We start from the raw sequence: 19843 nt of genomic DNA on the forward strand, positions 1-19843 counted from the left end.
GAGGCGGCGATCGCGACCACCGGCGCCGATGCCCAGCAGGCGCTCAACTTCCGGCTTCGCGTGCCCATCAGCGACGCAAAGGAGACCCCGCAGGAGATCGTCGCCGACGTGCAGGGGGGGCCCATCTGGCTCTCGACCCTCGGCGTCCACGAGGGCGACATGGGGCTGTTCGATGTGGCGCGGACCTCGATCGTGAGCCGCGCGCGGGTCGTCCTGTCGGCGGACGGTCAGACACTGGGCGTCGACGGCGAAGGGAGGCTGAAGAACCTCTCCCTGCGGAGCACGGCCCTGGCGGACGAGCCCATCGCCGGGCTCGATCTGGCGTGGCGAGCCAAGGCGAACGGCAAGCTCGACGGGTCCAAGCTCGTCGCCGAGGACGCCGAGATCGATCTCGGCGCGCTGAGGCTGATCGCGCGCGGCGAGTACGAGCACGCCGGGGCTTCGCACCGGGTCCGCGGCAGCTTCGAGGTGCCTCTCTCGGCGTGCCAGTCGATGCTGGACTCGGTGCCCAAGGGGGTCGTGGCGAAGCTCCACGGCATGAGGCTCGCCGGCTCGTTCGGGATCGAAGGGAAGCTCCGCTTCGACACCGCCAACCTGGATCGGACCTTCGCGCTGGACTGGGGCATCTCCAACACCTGCCGCGTCACGGAGATGCCGCCGGAGCTGAGCGTCGACCGCTTCAAGCGCGCGTTCCGGCGTCTGGTCTACGGGCCACGCCGCCAGCGCGTCGAGATCGAGTCGGGGCCGGGGACCGCCGAGTGGGTGCCCTACGAGGACATCTCCCGCTTCATGGAGGTCGCCGTGCTGACCACGGAGGACGGCGGCTTCCATCGGCACCACGGGTTCGACGAGGAGGCCATCAAGAACTCGATCCGCGAGAACCTCCGGAAACGGCGGTTCGTGCGGGGCGCGAGCACTGTCAGCATGCAGCTCGCCAAGAACCTCTACCTCGAGCGGACCAAGAGCGTGGCGCGCAAGCTCCAGGAAACGCTGCTCACGATGTACCTCGAGCAGGAGCTCACCAAGGAGCAGATCATGGAGCTCTACCTGAACGTGGTGGAGTTCGGGCCGCTTGTCTACGGCATCGGCGCCGCCGCGCGGCACTACTTCAACGCGTCGGCGGCGCAGCTCTCGCTGGGGCAGGCGCTCTACATCGGGTCGATCCTGCCCAACCCGAGCGTGCAGCACTTCAATGCCAGCGGCGAGGTCACGCCCGCGTGGAGCGGGTACCTGCGCAAGCTCATGCAGATCGCGCACAGGCGCCGTCGGATCTCCGACGAGGAGCTCGAGAAGGGGCTGCAGGAGACGGTCGTGCGGGGCTCCCCCGCGCCCCATCTTGCGCCCAGGCCGCCCACCGGGGACGGCAGCGAGGCTGTCGACGAGCGACCAGAAGAGGAGCAGGGCGGCGCCTGGGTGGCGCCCTGACTCGCGCCCGGGCGGGCCTGGACGTCAGCGCCTCTGGGCAGCGGTCCGGAGCTTCGCAAAGAACGCGCGGAGCAGGGCGGCGCACTCGTCCGCGAGCACGCCCGACGTGACCGCAAAGCGATGGTTGAGCCGGGTGTCGCGCCCGATCGCGAAGAGCGTGTCGACCGCTCCTGCCTTCGGGTCCGGACAACCGTAAACGAGCCGCGCGATCCGGGCATTGACGAGCGCGCCCGCGCACATGGGACACGGCTCGAGCGTCGCGTAGACCGTCGCGCCTTCGAGCCGCCATCGACCCAGCTGCCTTGCCGCGGCCCGCAGTGCGTCCACCTCGGCGTGCCCGGTCGGATCCTGATCGATCTCGCGCCGGTTACGGCCGCGCGCCAGCACGACCCCCTCCGCGTCGACGATGAGCGCCCCCACGGGCACGTCGCCGGCAGCCGCCGCAGCCTCGGCCTCCGCGAGCGCCTCGCGCATCCGCAGCGCATCGACGCCGCCGGCACCTTCGTCGCCGGCATCCTCCGATCGCGGTATGGCGGAGGAGAGCACATCGGCTCCGTCATCGATCATGACGGTCTCAGGATCTGTCACACAACCAATCAGGCGCGCCCAGGAAGATTCGAACTTCCGACCCCCGGCTTCGTAGGCCGATGCTCTATCCAGCTGAGCTATGGGCGCTCTGGTGAAACAAGTAGCAAGACGTGGCTACGCCACCGCACTCCTCGCGTCGCGCTCGTTTGCGCGAAGTGAGTGCCGGCGTTTATACGCCCCCGAGCGGCCTGTCAAAGGAAAAGTGATCGGAACCTGAGGGCGCTCGCTCAGGGGCGTGACTTTCGCGGGCAAATAGCGCCGATTCTCGCTGCTCCCTCGGGGGCTCTGCTCCCGCCTCGTGGCGAGCCACGCCTCCATGGCTGAGCTCGCCTTTGTCGTGAGCCGTCCACACGACCGAGCGAGCGAGCGGCCCGCGCCGTCCCCTGGCCGGCGATGCGCACGGAGCCGGCCGCCGGGGCAGCCGACCGCAGGACAAAACAATGGCGCGCGGCGATTCCACCACGGAATGGCCGCGCGCTCTCACACGCTCTCGAAGGCAAGCGAAGCTCTGAAACGCTAGAAAGGGCGAGCAGGCCAAGCAGACAAAACGGTAGAAGGCGTAAGCCAAGCAGCAGCTGAGCGATGGACGAGGCGAAACAGCGCCAGCCGAACGACGAAGCGCAAGCTAATGAGGCCCGTCAGGAGGGAGGAGGACCGCGACACGCTGCAGCCCACAGCGAAGAACACGGTCAATTCCGCCTTGAGCAGCCTCCGTGCCATTTCGCCGCGTCGGCCCCGGTGCGCCCTCGGCACGGGGCGTCCGGCGGAATAATCACGTTTCACCGCGGTTTCTTCGGTGGTCACGGAATCCCCTCCAACGAGAGCTCGGGCGGCGATGTCGCGCTGGGCGCCGTGCTTCGCAATCTTTGCGTAGTTGAGCCACCGACCGCCGGCGGGTCGCGACGCACTGCGCTATCGCGGGCCTCCGAAGAGACGATCGTGCGGGGCGTCTGCATGGCAACGTTTGCAGAGGGATAAGGCGCCGCGGTGGGTGGACGTGCCCTGCGGTGTGAGGACGAGGTACTCCCAGTCGCCGCCGTCAGGGTCGTAGCCGGCCGAGCGCTTCACCATGGCGAGCAGCGTCACCGGCTCCGAGGCGCCCGCCGGGTAGTGGAGCTCGACGACGGCCGCGCCGGGCGGGAGAACGCGAGCCGGGCCGAGCGCCGGGTAGGGAGCGGCGGCCGCGTTGATCCGCACCTCGGCTTCCATCTCGCCGGTGAAGTGCTGGGAACGAGCCCGGCCCGTGGCAGGCGTGAAGCTCGCGAGCTGGCCGGCAAGCTCCCAGGCCGACGGCGCCGCGGGCGCAGGCGCAGCGGGCGCAACGGCCGATGCGCGCGGCTCGGCGGCGGCGCTGGAGCCGCGCCCGATCCACGCCGTTGCCCCCTCGGGGTGCGTCCGGGAACGCGTCGGCGCACACCCGAGCGGCAAGGGAGCCGACCCCCAGGGGGACCGCGCCCCCGTCGAGAGCATCGGCAAGGCCAGGGCCGCCGCAGCGAGCGCGCTCCACGCAGAGAGGCGGGGTCGGGACCGCACCGGTCGAGATGCTACACTGCCAGGATGCACCTGGCCTCTTCCAGGCGAGGCCGCGTCTGGCGCGCCCTCTTCGCTGCGACGTTTGTCGCGCTGTCGGGCGCCGCGCTGATGGGAGGTGCCTCACAGGCGGCCGCCGAGGAGGCGCCCCGCCGCGCCTGGCTGGGCGTGGAGCTGGAGCCCGGGCCGGCCGGGGGGGTGCTCGCGAAGCACGTCGTCACCAGCTCGCCGGCGGCCAAGGCCGGCATCGTGGACGGGGATCAGGTCGTCGCGGCGGATGGCGTCCCGCTCGAAGATCCGAAGCAGCTTGTCGCCCGTGTCGCGCTCGCCGGGCCGGGCAACGTGGTGAACCTCCGGATCCGGCGCGGCGGCCAGGAGCGAGACGTCGCGCCGACGCTGGTGCCGTTCCCAGGGCGCGATCAGATCCTTCGCCTCGACAAGATCGGCACCTTCGCGCCCGCCTGGAAGCCGCTCGCCACCGTCGCGGGGACCGTTCCGGCGAACGTCGGGGCCCTGCGTGGAAACGTGGTGCTGCTCGATTTCTGGGCCACGTGGTGCGCGCCGTGCCGCCTGATGGCCCCGCAGCTCTCGAAGTGGCACGCGGCGTACGCCGCGCAGGGGCTGCGGGTCATCGGCCTGACGAGCGACAGCGTGGGCGTCGCCACGAAGACAGCGCAGGCCCTGTCCATGCGCTACGCGGTCGCCGCGGACGCCTCGGAGTCGACCTCCGCGGCGTACGGCGTCAACGCGCTCCCCACGATGTTCGTGATCGACAAGAAGGGCGTCATCCGCGATGTGGTGGTCGGGTACGACCCGTCCCGGCACGCCGAGATCGAGAAGCTCCTCAAGGCGCTGCTCGCGGAGCCTGCGCCGGCGCCGTAGCCGCCGCGGGGCCGGTAGCTCCCCATGCTGCTCTCCATCGACGAATTTCTATGGGCGCTGCGGCGCGACGGCTTCGCGGTGTCGACGGCGCAGGCCATCGACGTCGCGCGCGCGTGCGCCCTCGTCGGGTTCGGCGACCGCGCGCGGCTGCGGGACACCATCGGCGCGGTGGTCGTCGAGCGCGCCGCCGATCTCCGCCGGTACCATGCCTCCTTCGACCGCTTCTTCTCACCGGAGGGCGCGCACGTCGGCGATCTGTGGGCGCGCCTGCGGGAGCGCGGGTTCTCGGAGGGGGAGCTCTCGGCCCTGCGCGATCTGCTGAGCGCGGCCGCGGAGCGGAGCGGCGCGTTCGGCGACGCGATCGGGTTCCAGGCGCTCGCGGGGACCGCAGGGGAGCTCGACCAGGCGCTCCGGTCGGCGGGGATCGCGCGCGTGCTCGCGCCGATGACGAGCTCGCTCCAGGTCGGGTTCTTCGCGCAGCGGGTGATGGATCAGCTCGGGGTGCCGGCCGTCGCCGGCGCGCTGCGGAGGATCCGGAGCGCGCTCGAGGAGGCGCTCGGCGAGGACCGGGGGAAGGCCCTCGCCGAGGCGCTCGCCGCCGAGATGGAGCGGATGCGGCACCGCGTGCGCGAGCACGTGACGCTCGCGCTCCGGCGCCTCGAGGGGGAAGAGCCCGCGGCCCTCGGCCGCATGGACGTGCCGTTCGCCTCGCTCAGCGAAGGCGAGATGGACGAGGTGCGTCGCGCCGTGAGGGCGCTGTCCCAGAGGCTCCGGGGCGCCGAGAGGCTCCGGAGGCGCCGCGCGCGGCGCGGCAGGATCGATCCCCACCGGACGCTGCGGCGCAGCCTCCAGACCGGCGGCGTGCCCTTCCAGCCGGCCCGGCGGGCGCGCCGGCGCGACAAGCCGCGCCTCATGGTCCTCTGCGACGTGTCGGACTCGGTCCGCGTCGCCGCGCGGTTCATGCTCGAGTTCGTCTGCGCGGCGCAGGAGCTCTTCGACCGGACACGATCGTTCGTCTTCGTGAGCGAGCTCGCCGAGACGACCGAGCTCTTCGCGACGATGCCGGCGAGCGCGGCGCTCGAGCGCATCCAGCGCGGCGAGGTGGTGAGCCGCGCGCACAACTCGAATTACGGGCGCGTTCTCCACGCCTTCGAGGAGCGGTACGGGCGCGACGTGGACCGGCGGGTGACCCTCGTGATCCTGGGCGACGGGCGCACGAACTACTTCGCGGACGGGGCGGAGGCCGTCAGGAGGCTCCGCGACCGGGCGCGGGCGCTGCTCTGGCTGTGCCCCGAGGGGCCCGGCGCCTGGGGGACGGGAGACAGCGCGATGCTGCGCTACGCCGCAGCGTCGACCAAGGTGCTGGTGGCCCGGACCGCGCGGGAGCTCGAAACGGCGGCGCGGGAGGTGGTCGCCCGGCGCGCTTAGGGCTATGGGTCGCGCCATGTCGCTCGATCAGAAGCTGAGGGAGCTCACGGCGCGCATCGAGAAGGGGGGCGCGCAGAAGTACCACGAGAAGAACGCGGAGCAGGGCAAGCTGTTCGCGCGGCAGCGCGTCGCGCTGCTCCTCGATGAAGGGAGCTTCATCGAGGATGCGGCGCTCGCCAACGCGCTGGATCCCGAGCTGCCGGCCGACGGTGTCGTCACGGGCACCGGGACCATGGGCGGACGCCCCGTCTGCGTGATGGCGAACGACTCGACGGTGAAGGCCGGCTCGTGGGGGCGCCGCACCGTCGAGAAGATCCTGCGCGTGCAGGAGACCGCGCGGCGCCTCCGGTGCCCGCTGCTCTACCTCGTCGACTCCGCGGGGGCGCGGATCACCGACCAGATCGAGATGTTCCCCGGGCGGCGCGGCGCGGGCCGGATCTTCTACAACCAGGTCGAGCTGAGCGGCCTGGTGCCGCAGATCTGCCTGCTGTTCGGCCCGTCGGCGGCGGGGGGCGCGTACATCCCGGCGTTCTGCGACGTCGTGTGCATGGTCGAGAGCAACGCGAGCATGTACCTGGGCTCGCCGCGGATGGCGGAGATGGTGATCGGCGAGAAGGTCACGCTCGAAGAGCTCGGCGGCGCGCGCATGCACTGCTCGGTCTCGGGGTGCGGGGACGTGCTCGTGAAGACCGAAGAGGAGGCGATCGCGTTCGCGAAGCGCTACCTCGCGCTGATGCCGCAGAGCTCCGCGGAGGCCTCGCCCCGCGTCGAGCCGCGACCGGAGAAGCCAGGGCAGCGGCCGCTCGAGGAGGTGATCCCCGCCGACGAGAACAAGCCGTTCGACATCATGGCCGTGATCGACGCGGTCATCGACGAGGGCAGCTTCGTCGAGATCAAGAAGCTCTACGCGAAGGAGATCGTCACGGGGCTCGCGCGCATCGAGGGGCGCGCGGTCGGGATCGTCGCGAACCAGCCGAAATACAAGGGCGGCGTGCTGTTCGTGGACTCGGCCGACAAGGCCGCGCGGTTCATCTGGCTGTGCGATGCCTTCAACATCCCGCTGCTGTACCTCGCCGACGTGCCCGGCTTCATGATCGGGACGGTCGTCGAGAGGCAGGGGATCATCCGGGCCGGCGCGAAGATGATCGCCGCGGTGAGCGAGGCGACCGTGCCGAAGCTGTCCGTCGTCGTGCGCAAGGCGTACGGCGCCGGGCTCTACGCGATGTGCGGGCCGGCGTTCGCGCCGGACGAGTGCATCGCCCTGCCCTCGGCGTCCATCGCGGTGATGGGGCCGAGCGCCGCGGTGAACGCCGTTTACTTCAACAAGATCCAGGCGATCCCGGCGGGGCCCGAGCGTGAGGCGCTCGTCCAGAAGCTGCGCGACGAGTACCGCGCCGACGTCGACCTGGAGAAGCTCGCGAGCGAGCTCGTGATCGACGCGATCATCCCGACGGCGAACCTCCGCCGCGAGGTGGCGCGCCGCTTCGAGCGATACGCCGGCAAGGTCGAAGAGCGGCCGCGCAAGAAGCACCTCGTGCCGCCGGTGTGAGCGGCGCGCCCGCGCGTTGCGCGTGGCTCCGCGGCGCGATCCGGAGAGCGCGCGGCGCGGGCGACGCGCTCCGCGGGCCCGGCCGCGTGGGAAGAAGGTGGTGTAGACTCGTCGCGTGCTTGCCCGCAGGCTCCCGCTCCCCCTCGCGCTGCTCGGCCTCGCTCTCGCGGCGGGTGATGCGCGCGCCGACGTCCCGGCCCCGGCGGTGGCGCGCCTGCTCAGCTCGCGCCTTGGCCGGCACCCGCTCGCCGATCCGCACGGGCGCATCCCCGTGCTGGTGCCGCTCCCCGCCGGCGCCGACGCGCGGTCGCTCGGGCTGCTCCCGGTCGCGCCGGGCTTCGGGGCCGTCCGGCTCGCACCCGGCGACGTCGGCGCCTTCGCCGCTGCGCGCCCGGAGCTCTCGCTGCTCACGGGACCGCCGCGACAGCCCCTCCTCGATCGATCCAAGAGGTGGATCCACCTCGAGCCGTACCGGAAGGCCACCGGAGCGGACGGCCAGGGGGTGATCGTCGGCGTGGTCGATACCGGGATCGACGTGGCCCACCCGGATTTTCGGGACAAGAACGGCAAGACACGGATCAGATGGGTGCTGCAGGCCGGGCGCCCCAGAGGGCTGCACGGATCGCTCGAGCAGCGCTACGGGTGCGATGATCCGGAGCAGTCCTCGTGCGCGATCTTCTCCGGCGCCGACATCGACGCCATGCTCGCGAAGGGGGATACGGGCATCCTCCGCGACATCGCGGGGCACGGTACGCACGTGGCCTCCATCGCGGCGGGCAACGGCGGGCCGATGCTCCCGAAGCTGTCGCGGTACGTCGGGGTGGCGCCCGCCGCGACCCTGATCATCGCCGCTCCGTCGCGGCCCGGTGAGGGCTTCGAGGATCCGGACATCCTCAACGCGGTGAGGTTCATCTTCGATCGCGCCGAGGAACTCGGCATGCCGGCGGTCGTCAACCTGAGCGTCGGCAGCGACTTCGGGCCCCACGACGGGACGAGCCCGCTCGAGGCAGGGCTCGCCGCGATGGTCGGCGACGCTCACCCGGGACGCGCGATCGTCGTCGCCGCCGGCAACAGCGGCGCGATGTACGAGCTCGACGGCGAAGGACCGATGGGGATCCACACCGAGGCGCACATCTCGAAGTACGGCGAGACGCGCGTGCCCATCCGTACGCCGAGCGCGTCGAGCGGGCAGGGATACGTCTGGATCACCTTCAGGCCCGGGGACGAGGTGTCGGTCGGCCTCGAGGGGCCGGGCGGCGAGACGTGGATCGGCCTTGTCGAGCCCGGAGAAGACGCCGGCTACACAAGCGACGACGGCGAGACGACCGGCGCCGTGATCAACCGGCTCGCGAACGGGAAGTCGCCCATCACGGCGGACACGAACAGCGCCGTCGTGGCCTTCAGCGGGGCGTGGAAGGCGGGCGAGTTCGCGATCCGCCTGCAAGGCCACGGGGACGCGCAGCTCTGGGTGACGGGGCTCGGCGACGTCTCGGTAGCGCACGATCTCGGGCTCCAGTTCACGCGCGGCATCCAGCAGGGGACGATCAACGTGCCCGCGAGCCACCCCGGCCTGCTCGCCGTGGGATGCACCATCAACCGCGTCCGCTGGGAGCCGTACGAGAGCTCCACGAGCGTGCGCTTGACGAGCCTCGACGGCGAGGCGATCAAGGAGGGGAGCGCCTGCTACTTCAGCGCGACCGGCCCCACGCCGTTCGGGGTGGCCAAGCCCGAGATCAGCGCGCCCGGCGGCCTGGTCGCCGCCGCGATGGGGAGCGAGGTCGACCCCCGCGACAGACCCGGAGGGCTGTTCGATACGCCCGGGTGCCCCGACGACACACCCTGCTTCGTCGTCGACGACCACCACGCGATCGCGTCGGGCTCGTCGATGGCGGCGCCGCAAGTCGCAGGCGCGATCGCGCTCCTCTTCCAGAACAACCCGAACCTGAGCCAGGCAGAGGTCACGGAGGTGCTCCAGGCCGGCGCGCGGCGCGCAGAGGACGCCGAGCCGTTCGGCGCGCAGCTCGGGCCCGGCGTGCTCGATCTGGAGGGCGCGCGCCTCGCGCTGGAAGCCGCCGAGACCGGGGACACCGCGCCGGCGCTCGACAAGAGCTGGTACGTCCTGTCGAGCACCTACGCGAGGCCCGACCCGTCCTGGCCGGTCTGGGGGACGATCGAGCTGCGGCGCGCGGACGGAGCCCCGGTGAGGGTCCCCGCCGACAAGCTCACGGTCGCGCTCCGCGGCGGGGTGATGCACACGCCGCTCAGAGAGGTGCGCCGCGGGCTGTGGCGGTTCGCGTTCGCAGCGCCGCGCGGCTCCGGCGGAGCCGCGCTGGCCGTCGACGTGCTCTACGACGGCGCGTCGCTCGGCGCGCACGAGCTCCCGGTCGGGAGCGACGTGTGGATGGCGAACGGGGAGCTCGAGGCAACGAGCGGCGCGTGCTCCTGCGCTGCCGTCGGTGCGGACCGCGCGCCGCCGCCGAACCGCATCGCCTTCGGGCTCGCAGGCGCCCTCGCCGCCGCGTTCGCGGCGCGACGGCGGCGCCGCGGCTGAGCGCCGGCCCGGGCCGGGGCCCGACCTCGGCCCCAGGAGCCCGCGCCCGGCTGCAGTCCGGCGGCGTCCGTGTCACCGTGGCCGGGCGGGCACCAGGGCAGGGCAGACCACGATGACGATGGAGCAAGGGACCATGGAGAGACAGGTGAGCGCCGATCGACCTCCCACGGCAGAGGCGGACACGGGGCGCATGCCCGCGCCGAGGCCGCTCCGGTTCGCGGCGCGCACCGGCTGGGACCTCTCGGAGAACCGGCTCGCGTCCGTCCTCGTCGAGGCACGCCGGGCAGGGCGCGCGCTCGTCGACTTCACCGAGTCGAACCCGACGCGATGCGGGATCATCGAGACGGCTCCCCTCATCGCGCGGCTGGGCGAGCCGCGCGGCTCCAGGTACGCCCCGCTGCCGCTCGGCGACCCCGCCGCGCGCGCCGCGGTGTCGCGCTACTACCAGGAGCGCGGGATCGACGTGGATCCGGCGGGCGTGGTGCTGACGGCCAGCACAAGTGAAGCGTACGGCTGGCTGCTCAAGCTGCTCGCCGAGCGCGGCGACGACGTGCTCGTCCCGGTGCCGTCGTACCCGTTGCTCGAGTACCTGGCCTGCCTGGAGGACGTCGCGCTCACGCCGTACCCGCTCCTCAAGGAAGAGGGGTGGCGCATCGATCTCGGCGCGCTGGAGCGCGCCGTCGGCGAACGGACGCGCGCGGTGGTGCTCGTCCACCCGAACAACCCGACCGGCTCCTTCGTGCGCCGCGACGACGCCGCGGCGCTCGAGGCGTGCGCCCGGGAGCGCGGCCTCGCGCTGATCGTCGACGAGGTCTTCGGCGACTACGCGCACGGAGACCTCGCCCCGGACCGCCTGCCGAGCTTCGCCGGAAGGCGGCAGGCGCTGACCTTCGTGCTGAGCGGGCTCTCCAAGGTGATGGCGCTGCCGCAGCTCAAGCTCGGCTGGATTGCGGTCTCGGGACCGCCGGAGCTCGCCGCCGCGGCGGTGGAGCGGCTCGAGATCATCGCCGATACCTACCTCTCGGTCGGCACCCCGGTGCAGCTCGCGCTGCCGGAGATCCTCGCCGCGCAGGCGCCCGTCCAGCGCGCGATCCTGTCGCGCGTTCAGGCCAACCTGGCGGCGCTCGACGCGGCGATCGCGGCGCGCGCCGGGGGCGCGGTCAGGCGGCTTCCGATCGACGGCGGATGGTACGCGACGCTGGAGGTCCCGCGCGTGCACGACGAGGACGGCTGGGTCGAGCTCCTCGTGCGCGACGAGGGGATCATCGTCCACCCCGGCTACTTCTTCGACATGCCGCGCGACGGCTTCCTCGTGGTCGGCCTGCTGCTCGAGACGGAGGTGTTCGCGGAGGCCGCGCCGCGGCTCGTGGACCGGATGGCGCGCGCGATCAGCGGTGAATGAGGACGACCGTGGAGCGGCCGGCGTCGCGAGAGGCCCGCAGACCGTGCCACCCCTCCGGAACCGGCGGGTCGGTCCAGGCGAACATCTGCTTCGCGTCGATGGGGGAGAGGTTGACGCAGCCGCCGCTCTTCAGCTCGCCCCAGGCGTCATGCCAGTACGCGCCGTGCAGCGCGTGAGGGCCGTGGAAGTTCTGCACGAACTGCACCTCGGAGTGGACGATGTTGTCGTTCGAGCTCGACACCATCGTCGCCGTCACGAACTTCCCGTCGATGCGGAAGCGCCCCGTCGGCGTCGCCGCGGTCTCGATGGCGGGGATGCCCTTCTGCGGGACGCCGCCGCGCCCCGGTGAGATGAGCGTCGCGAAGACCGGGGTGAGCTCCTCGTAGGCGACGAACCAGCCGCCGAGCACGCTGATCTCGATCCACTTGCGCGGCGGTGAGGAAGGCTCGTTCTCGCCCTCGAGCGGCGAGCGCTTCGCCGCCTCGATCACCACGGCGTCGTCCGCGTGCACGTAGATCCCCGGCTCCTGCGTCTCGAGGAACCGCTCGCCGTCCTCGACCTCGGCGCGGCTCGTGAGTCCGACCGAGGCGAGCCGCACGAACGACGCGCCCATGGGCTCGAAGCGGCCGCCGGCGCCCCGCTGGTACTTCGGTCGATCGGTCTTGCGGAAGAACGCGAGCGGGAGCGAACGCTCGCCCTTCAGCCACACACCCTGGAAGCTCGAGCGCGGGTACGGCCTCAGCCGATCCTTCGGCATGTACGCCTGGTCCGACGTCACCACCCAGGTCCGATCCTGCGCGTCGAACACCTGGGTGAACGCCACCGTCGAGCCGTTCACGATCCTGTCGCGCCCCTCGCGCACGAGAGCGCCAAAGGGAAACAGCGCCGGCGCGGCGACGCCCGCGGGCTTCAGATCGACCCCGACGAGGGCCTGGTCGATCTCCCCGATGGCTTCGTCGCTCAACCCCTCGGCGGCGCGCACCTTCGCGGCGTTCGCGAGGTGCTTCTCGATGTCCCACTCGGAGCGCCGCAGCTCTTTCGCGCTCGGGAGCTGCCGGTAGCGCGGCGCGCCGGTCGACTCCGCGTAGTCGTAGGGCCACGGCGAGTCGATCCTGGGCGCGTGCGGCCGCAGCGCGGCGACGACCGGGTCGTTCGGGTCGACCGTGGCGCTGGCGCCGGCGCAGACGTAGCCCCGCGGCTCGACTGCGTACCACGCGTCGCAGCCCTCGCCCGGCGTCCGCGCGGTCTCGACGCTGCCGCCGCGGAGCGCGACGGAGCCGCCGAGCCCCAGGTAGCCGCTCCAGCCCCGTGTCGGGTACGGGCCGGGGTTGATCCATGCAAACCGCGCCTTCGAGTGGATGCGCGCGCCTTCCTTCGCCGCGCTCGGCGAGGGCGTCGCTCCGGCCTCCGCCTGGACCGGGGTGGGTGCCGTCGCGAGGTGCGCCGCCTCGACGACCGCGGCGCGCGGCGCCTCGGCCTCGGCGCGCGGCGCCTCGGCGGCGCGCGGCGCCTCGGCCTCGGCGGCATGCGGCGCATCCGCCTCGAGCGAGGCCGGCGCCGCCAAGGCGGGGCTCTCTTCGGAACAAGCCGCGGTGCCTCCCGACGCGATCACGCACGCCAGGGTGGCGAGGAGCAAGGAGGAAGGTGACCTAGCCATGCAAGCGGGAGAGACTACTTGCCGGAAGCCGCCGCGGACAAGCTAGCGGCGCCCGCGCCGCCCGCCTGTCCCAGGAGAACCGCCCTACAGCCTGCCGAGCACGGCCACGACGAGCAGGATCACCCCGACGAGCGCCGCGGTGAGCATCATGAACCTCGCCAGCCGCGGCTTCAGCCACCTCCACAGGACGAGGCGAGCCACCTTCCACAAGAGCACCAGGATCTGCCGGAGGACCTTGCCCACGACCGGAGCGTAGCTCAGTCGCGTGGCGCGCGCCCCCAGCAAGGGCGGGAGATTTCGCGCCCGATGGACAGGCCCAGCGACAGCCCTCCGCGCCGGACGGGGCCGGGACACAGGGGCAGGCGGCGCGCTGGCCGGCCCCTCCGCCGGCGCTGGCCAGCGGGCGGACGGCCGGCAGCGAGCGGCGTCAATCGATGTCGACGCTCACCTTCGAGGCGTAGCTGCCAGGGGAAGGGAAGGTGATCTCGCGGAGCGCGCCGGCGACACACTCGGCCGCCTCCTCGCCCCGTTCGTCGGCGCTGGAGACGCCCACGCTGAGCGGCTTGCCGTCGGTGTCGATGTAAAGCGTCGCCTTGAGCTGGGCGCCGCCCGCCCGGCTCCGGCAGGAGTTGAGCGCCGGCCGCGCCTTCTTGTACGGCGTCCCGAGCTGGTCGGGCGTCCACGGCACCGGCGGGCGCTCGTCGCTGCTCGGCTCGAAGGTGAAGCTGTTCTCCGCCAGGCCCTCTCCGCCGACCGGCTTCGGCCACCGCGCCGCCTTCAGGACGCCGAGCATGCACGTCTCGGTCTCGCGGTCTCCCAGGGTCGAGTCCTTCACGAACGCCCAGCGCGCCGTGCCCTCCTCGGTCACCCGGACCTTGAAGCGGATCTCGCCGCCGAGATAGGGGATCCGCTGGACGCCCCTGTGATAGCAACGCGAGAGCCGCGGAGCGGCGCGCTCGAACGCCGCCTGCACCTTCTCCTCGTTCATGCCGCCGATCTCGGACCGCGCGCTCATCGTCGAGCGCGACGCCTCGATAGGCTCGGCGTCGCGCATCACCGGCGCCGCGGGCGTGGGGTCGGCGCCGCCGCAACCCGGGAGGGCCGCGGACGACAAGACAGCAACGAGGGGGACGGTGCCCCTGAGCAAGCCAATGAATTTCATGATCCGGCGAGGACTCTATACGAGCCACGTCTCCGGCGAAAAGAGGGCGGTGAGGGGCACCGCGCCTCCAGTGCATGTGAGAGATTCTACGCCAGCGCGAACGCCGACGCGCCGCTCCGGACGCGCGCCCCTCCGCCCTGCCGACGACGAGGCGCGCCGTGACGCCCCCACCGCTCGCTCGCGACGCGGTTGTGACAGGGGCCGGCGGCGCTCTACCATCGGCCGCCATGCGGGGTGCCGCAACCATCTCGGACGTGCTCGTGCGGGTCGCGTCGTCGGGCGCCCTCGGGATCGGCATCGCCGCCGCGCTGCTCCTCGCGCTGCGGTTGCTGATGCCGCCAGCGCAGCGCGGGAAGCTGCGCCTGCCGGTCGCGCTGCTCGGCCTCCACGTGGCGGCGCTGCTCGCCCGGCTCCCGCTCGAGCCGACCTCGTCGCTTCGCGTGGGGCTCTCGGCCGTCGCGCTCTTCTTCCTCCTGACCGCGCTCGGTCGGGCCGCCTTCCTCCTCGTCGTCGACCTGATCTTCGTGGTGCGCCTCGGGCGGCCGATGTCCCGGATCATCCGCGACATCCTCCAGGGGCTCGTCTACGCGAGCGTCGCGCTCATCACGCTCCGCGCGGCGGGGGTCGAGCCGGGCTCGCTGCTCACCACCTCCGCGCTGCTCACCGCGGTGATCGGCCTGTCGCTCCAGGAGACGCTCGGGAACCTGTTCGCCGGGCTCGCGATCCAGGCGCAGCAGCCGTTCGAGGTGGGGGACTGGATCCAGATCGAGCCGGATCCTAGGCTCATCGGGCAGGTGGTCGAGATCAACTGGCGCGCGACAAAGGTCCTCACGAACGATCAGATCGAGTTGACGATCCCGAACGGCGCGCTCGCGAAGAGCACGATCCGGAACTTCACGAAGCCCACCGTGACCGCGCGGCGGACGATCGAGGTGCGGGGCCCCTACGACGTGTCGCCGCGGCTCGTGGAGCAAGCGCTGCTCGGCGCGGTGGCCTCCGCGCCGGGGGTGCTGCTCGCGCCGCCGCCCTTCGTGCTCGCGGCGAGGTTCGACGAGAGCAGCATCGGCTACCAGGTCTGCTTCTTCACCGACGACTTCGCCCGCCGCGACCGCGTCGATTCCGAGGTTCGTCAGCGGATCTGGTACGCGTTCCAGCGCGAGGGCATCGCGGTCCCGTTCCCCACCCGCACCGTCCGGATGGCCGAGACGTCGACCGAGTCGCAGGCGCGCAGCGCGGCCGACGAGCGGCAGCGCCGCCTGCTGTCGCTGCGCGTCGTCGACTTCCTCGCCGCGCTCCCGCCGCCGCTCCTCGACCAGCTCGCGAGGCTGTCGACGACCTGCAGCTACATGACCGGTGAGGTCGTGATCCGGCAGGGGGCCGCGGGGCACGAGCTGTTCATCGTGCAGTCGGGCGAGGTCTCGGTGATCGTGGGGCGGGAGGGCGGCAGCACGGCCGAGGTGGCGCGCCTCGGCCCGGGCAAGTTCTTCGGCGAGATGTCGCTGATGACCGGGGAGCCGCGCAGCGCGACCATCCAGGCGGTGATCGATTGCGAGCTCGTGAAGGTCGACAAGGAGGCTTTCCACGAGATCCTGGCGGCGGCGCCGGGCCTCGCCGAGAAGATCACCGAGGTGCTTGTCGCGCGCCAGTCAGCGCTCGACGAGAACGTGTCGGTGCGCCGCGCCCGCGCCGGCGCGGAGGAGGCCAAGACGACCGCGCTCCTCGGCAAGATCCGGCAATTCTTCTCGCTTTAGTTGCACGGCGGGGGCGCGTCACGGGGCGGGCGCGGCGCTGCTCGGGACGGGGAGAGCGCCGGCGGTGACACGATCGCTCTCCTGGTTGCCCTCGAAGGTGTTGTCCTGCGAGAGCTTCGGCGCACGCGCGCCCTGAAGGACCAGGCCGAACCGGTTGCCCGTGGAGCGAGAGCGCGCGAGCGCACCGTGGCTGTCGCTGAAGAGCAGCCCGGCGCGCGCGCAGCCCTCCGCCTGCACCGAGCTCACCTGCGCCGCCGAGCGGAGGACGAGGAGGCCGTCGCCGATGTCCGGCACCGATTCCTCCTGCCCGCCGGCGCTCGGGGGGGAGAACGTCCCGCTCTCGACGCCCCGGATGACCGTGTCCTCCACCGTGCTCGGCGACGCGAGCAGCAGCATGCCCGCCACGCGGCTCTCCAGCACCGCCGACCTCCGGACGACGACCCCCGCCGCCCCGGCGCTCAGCAGGCCCACGCCGCCGGTGCCGTCGCGCTCCTCCGGCAGCGCGCGCTCGATGAGGCTGTCCGTGAGCTCGAGCTCCGCTCCCCGGGACGCGGCCACGCCGGCGACATGGGCCTCCAGGACATACGTCGACGCCAGCGTGGCCCGCGCGCCCTGCACCACCACGCCGGCTGCGCGATCCCGGTGGATCGGGCGCGCGCGCGTGCCCGCGATGACCACGCCCCTGGCCGAGAACGTCCCGCCCGACACGAACAGGCCCGCGTCGCCGGCCTGACGCACGAGGCTCGACGACAGCGAGAGCGCTCCGCCCCGCTGCTCGATGGCGTACCCGAGGCGGCCCTCCTCCGCGGTGGCCGCGCCCTGGAAGAGGGTCCCGGACACCTCGACCGCCGTGCCGGCGTCCGCGACCACGAGCTGCGCGTCGCACGCGCCGGACAGCACGCTGGACTCGAGCGTCGCGCGAGCGCCCTGCTCCACGATCACGCCGCCGGCCTCCAGCGCCCCCTCGGGCGGAGCGGCGATGAGGCTGCGCGTCGCCACGAGCTCGGCGCCGGAGCCCGTCACCAGCGCGCCCAGGCGGTGGTGGACGAGCGCGCTCGCGTCGAGCCTGAGCGTGCCCGCGTCGAGGAGCACGCCGACCGCATCGCTCGTCTCCGTCTGCAGGGCGGTGGCCTCCAGCAGGTTGCCCTCCGCGACCACCTCCGCGGCCTCGGAGGTGATCCGCAGGCTGACCGTGCCGTCGACCAGCGCGTTTTCCGTGAGCCGCGCGCGCGCCCCGGATGCGACCAGCACGTTCGTCCAGAGATCGCCCGTGCCCTCGCCCGCCCACGACGCCTGGACCAGGCTGCGCGACATGTCGAGGCTCGCGCCCGGGAGCGCGACGACGACGCCGTTGCCGCTCCCGCCCGTCACGCGGACGTCGCGCACCGATACCTCCGCTGCCTGGATGAACAGCCCGATGGAAGGGCTGATCACGCTCACGCCGCGCACGCCTGCGCCCTCGACGTCATGAATCCAGACCGCGCTGACGTTGCCGCTCGAATCGTCCTGCTCGCCCCGGAGCACGACCCGGGACGCGCAGCGCCCGACGAGCTCGATAGGCTTCATGATCTCGACCGGCTCGTCGTACTCGCCCTCGGCCAGGACGACGCGCCCCCCCGCCTGCGCCGCCGAGAGCGCGCCCGCCAGCGTCGTGAACGGCCTGTCCCGCGACCCGTCGCCGTCCCCTCCCGCGTAGGTCAGATCGACATGGATGTCGCCGGGCACCTCGACGACTTGGCCCCACGGCCCCGCGCCGCAGCCGTCTGGGCCGTCGATGGAGATACACCCCTTCTGCGGGACCGCGAAGGTCCCTTCCGGGCACCTGGCCATGGTGGGATGACAGCCGCCGCCCTCCACGAACTCCGCCGCACAGCCGGGGATCCCGACTTCGACGCAACCCTCGTCCACCCTCGGGACCGTCCCGGGTGAACACTTCTCGAGCGCCGGACGGCAGAAGCCGTCCTCGCCGACGAAGTCGCCGGGGCAGCCCTGAATGCCCGCCGAGACACATCCGCTCACGCCGCTGAGTTGCCCCGGTGCACACCCGGGTCCGCCAGCGTCGTCCCCCGGCAGGTGAGAATACGGCGGGAGCTCGGTGCCCTCGCAACCGAGGAGCGACGCGGCGCACAGGCTGACAGTGAAAGAGAAGAGACACAGGAGCGCTGAGAGTCCAAGCTTTGCGCACAACACCCGATCAACGTAGCAGATGAGCCGACGCGCATGCCGGTAATGCGCTCTTTTCCTCGTCGCTCCCGGCCGCTCGAGACCGGACATTCACAGGCGTGACCCGGACAGCTGCACGTCGGCTCGCGCCCAGGCGCGCTCGAAGCGCTCGTGTGCGGCGGTTGCCTCCTCTTCCCTGCCCTGTGCGCGCAGGCTCTGCTCGAGGCCGCGGAGCGACAAGCCATTGTCGGGGTTCCGGGCCAGATCCTCCCGGTACGTCGCCTCGGCGTCGCGCGGGCGACCCGCCCTCGAGGAGCGCCGTGCCGAGCGTGTGGCGGACCGGCTCGGGCCGGCCGTCGAGCGTCCAGAGATCCCACGGGCGCAGGTCCATGAGCGCCTCGGCGAAGAGGGCGCTGGCATCGAGGTCGTCGGGGAAGCGGCGGGCGAGCTCGCACATTGCGCTCGCGTAGGCGCGATCGAGGGCCGTCCGCTGGAGCTCCGATCGACGCGGGCTCCGACGGTTGTACATCCCCTCGCGGGGTCGCTTTGCCTCGGCTCCGCTCTCCGGCGCGAGCGCGGAGGTCGAGCCGGACGACGGTCACGCACGCGCGATTCCCCACCGGCCGGGAAGGCAGCGCACAGAGGACACGGCGCGCGCCCGAGCCGATCCTCGCACCTGCTGCATCAGCGCGGTGTGCGATGGACGGACGGCGCGACTTGCGGCAACCTCGAGACATGACGACGTGCAGGGATGAAGCTCTTCGCTGGGTTCACCGCTACGCAATTGGCGGCGCTGCGTTCGCCGCGCTCCCGCTCCCGATCTCGACGTCCACCGGGCTCGTCGCGATCGAGACCCACATGATGGGGATGGTCGGCGAGATCTACGGCGAGACCGTCGGATCCGTGGCGACGACCGCCGCTGGCGGGAGCTTCGCGATCCTCGGGCAAGGCTTGAAATTCCTTGTCACCCGGGCCGTCGGCTTCGTCCCACTGATCGGGCCGGCCATCAAGATGGGCATCGCCGGGCTCACGATCGAGGCGATCGGCCGCGGCGTCGTGGGCCATTTCGAGCGCAAATATCCGGGCAAGCTCTTCCAGGAAAGGTGAGCTACCCGCGCGCGAGGGCCGCGCGCGGGACGGGGGCGCTGCGTGCGCGCAGCAGGTCGTCGCGGCGCGCGACAGGCCGGGAGGCCCGCGCACGGCACGCAACGCGCCGACGCGCTGCGCCCCCGGATCGTCCGGGCACGCCGCGCGCCGCCGCGTCGCTATCGATGTCCGTCAGCTCTCGCAGCCGCTGCAGGCAAGGGGACAGGTCCCGTTCACCGGCGCCTGGCAGTGCACGTCAGGCGCCTCGGCGCTGGTCCCGTAGTCGCAGCAGATCGTGCCGTCGTTGCAGCACGTCACCCCGCAGCAGATGCCCTCTTCGCACCCGAAGTCGGGGTCGCAGGGATCCTTGCACTCGCCCTGGATGCACGCCTGCGCCTCGGCGCAGCGCGTGTCGCACGAGCCGCAGTTGAGCGGATCGTTGGCCAGGTTGACGCAGGCCGGGCCACAGCACGAGAGCCCGGCCTCGCACGCGCACGCCATGCCTCCCGCGCCGCCGTCGCCGCCCGCGCTCGTCGTGGAGACGGTGGTGGTCGTCCCGACGTCCTCCCCGCCCGCGCCCCCGCCGGAGGAGCTCGATACGCTGATGTAGTTCGGCAGAACGTTCACGGTGCCCGGGTCCGCTTCACATCCAGCAACGGCGAACAACGC

At 72.2% G+C, this 19843-nt stretch carries 15 protein-coding genes and 1 tRNA gene (1 of these 16 cut by a window edge); 8 read left to right on the forward strand and 8 right to left on the reverse strand.

Annotation, left to right across the window (positions count from 1 at the left end):
• A protein-coding gene (locus WMF28_RS12270) for a biosynthetic peptidoglycan transglycosylase (protein WP_437602370.1) crosses the window boundary here: on the forward strand, positions 1-1425 show its 3' portion. Its footprint begins 945 nt before the window's first position; only the last 1425 of its 2370 coding nucleotides appear in the window; its start codon lies beyond the left edge, outside the window; the stop codon is at positions 1423-1425.
• Between the two features lie 24 nt (positions 1426-1449).
• On the opposite strand, the gene WMF28_RS12275 is transcribed toward WMF28_RS12270, so the two are convergent.
• The 3 genes from WMF28_RS12275 to WMF28_RS12285 all read right to left on the reverse strand — a co-directional run bounded on the left by WMF28_RS12275 (position 1450) and on the right by WMF28_RS12285 (position 3546).
• Entirely contained in the window at positions 1450-1992 is a 543-nt protein-coding gene (locus tag WMF28_RS12275) for a nucleoside deaminase (RefSeq protein ID WP_437602371.1), read from the reverse strand.
• A 34-nt stretch (positions 1993-2026) separates the two neighbouring features.
• Positions 2027-2100: transfer RNA gene (locus WMF28_RS12280), tRNA-Arg, on the reverse strand.
• An 825-nt stretch (positions 2101-2925) separates the two neighbouring features.
• Entirely contained in the window at positions 2926-3546 is a 621-nt protein-coding gene (locus WMF28_RS12285; protein ID WP_437602372.1) for a hypothetical protein, read from the reverse strand.
• A gap of 24 nt (positions 3547-3570) precedes the next feature.
• Here WMF28_RS12285 and WMF28_RS12290 point away from each other — a divergent pair, with 24 nt between their 5' ends.
• From WMF28_RS12290 to WMF28_RS12310, 5 genes are all read left to right on the forward strand, one after another.
• Positions 3571-4425, forward strand: coding sequence for a redoxin domain-containing protein (locus WMF28_RS12290; protein WP_437602373.1), 855 nt, complete (start codon positions 3571-3573; stop codon positions 4423-4425).
• Between the two features lie 24 nt (positions 4426-4449).
• Positions 4450-5853: a VWA domain-containing protein gene (locus tag WMF28_RS12295; protein WP_437602374.1), complete on the forward strand. Its 1404-nt coding sequence runs from the start codon at positions 4450-4452 to the stop codon at positions 5851-5853.
• A 16-nt stretch (positions 5854-5869) separates the two neighbouring features.
• Positions 5870-7402 (forward strand): acyl-CoA carboxylase subunit beta, encoded by a 1533-nt coding sequence (locus WMF28_RS12300; protein ID WP_437602375.1) that lies wholly within the window; start codon positions 5870-5872, stop codon positions 7400-7402.
• Positions 7403-7517: 115 nt separating this feature from the next.
• Positions 7518-9953, forward strand: a complete 2436-nt coding sequence (locus tag WMF28_RS12305) for a S8 family serine peptidase (protein WP_437602376.1) — start codon at positions 7518-7520, stop codon at positions 9951-9953.
• A 145-nt stretch (positions 9954-10098) separates the two neighbouring features.
• Positions 10099-11355, forward strand: coding sequence for a pyridoxal phosphate-dependent aminotransferase (locus tag WMF28_RS12310; protein ID WP_437602377.1), 1257 nt, complete (start codon positions 10099-10101; stop codon positions 11353-11355).
• On the opposite strand, the gene WMF28_RS12315 is transcribed toward WMF28_RS12310, so the two are convergent.
• The 3 genes from WMF28_RS12315 to WMF28_RS12325 form a co-directional block, all read right to left on the reverse strand.
• On the reverse strand, positions 11342-12919 hold the full coding sequence (locus tag WMF28_RS12315) for a L,D-transpeptidase (protein WP_437602378.1): 1578 nt from the start codon (positions 12917-12919) through the stop codon (positions 11342-11344). The genes WMF28_RS12310 and WMF28_RS12315 overlap by 14 nt on opposite strands.
• A 177-nt stretch (positions 12920-13096) precedes the next feature.
• Positions 13097-13255: a hypothetical protein gene (locus WMF28_RS12320; RefSeq protein WP_437602379.1), complete on the reverse strand. Its 159-nt coding sequence runs from the start codon at positions 13253-13255 to the stop codon at positions 13097-13099.
• A 184-nt stretch (positions 13256-13439) separates the two neighbouring features.
• Entirely contained in the window at positions 13440-14174 is a 735-nt protein-coding gene (locus WMF28_RS12325) for an AgmX/PglI C-terminal domain-containing protein (protein WP_437602380.1), read from the reverse strand.
• A 227-nt stretch (positions 14175-14401) separates the two neighbouring features.
• Here WMF28_RS12325 and WMF28_RS12330 point away from each other — a divergent pair, with 227 nt between their 5' ends.
• Positions 14402-15925 (forward strand): cyclic nucleotide-binding domain-containing protein, encoded by a 1524-nt coding sequence (locus tag WMF28_RS12330; protein ID WP_437602381.1) that lies wholly within the window; start codon positions 14402-14404, stop codon positions 15923-15925.
• An 18-nt stretch (positions 15926-15943) separates the two neighbouring features.
• On the opposite strand, the gene WMF28_RS12335 is transcribed toward WMF28_RS12330, so the two are convergent.
• Positions 15944-17944, reverse strand: a complete 2001-nt coding sequence (locus tag WMF28_RS12335; RefSeq protein ID WP_437602382.1) for a DUF1565 domain-containing protein — start codon at positions 17942-17944, stop codon at positions 15944-15946.
• A gap of 879 nt (positions 17945-18823) precedes the next feature.
• Here WMF28_RS12335 and WMF28_RS12340 point away from each other — a divergent pair.
• The gene (locus tag WMF28_RS12340; protein ID WP_437602383.1) at positions 18824-19195 is read left to right on the forward strand and encodes a hypothetical protein; all 372 of its coding nucleotides are present in this window, start codon (positions 18824-18826) and stop codon (positions 19193-19195) included.
• Between the two features lie 171 nt (positions 19196-19366).
• On the opposite strand, the gene WMF28_RS12345 is transcribed toward WMF28_RS12340, so the two are convergent.
• Positions 19367-19801, reverse strand: coding sequence for a hypothetical protein (locus WMF28_RS12345; RefSeq protein WP_437602384.1), 435 nt, complete (start codon positions 19799-19801; stop codon positions 19367-19369).
• Between the last annotated feature and the right edge of the window lie 42 nt (positions 19802-19843).

Source organism: Sorangium sp. So ce590, from assembly GCF_051521365.1.
Classification (GTDB): domain Bacteria; phylum Myxococcota_A; class Polyangia; order Polyangiales; family Polyangiaceae; genus Sorangium.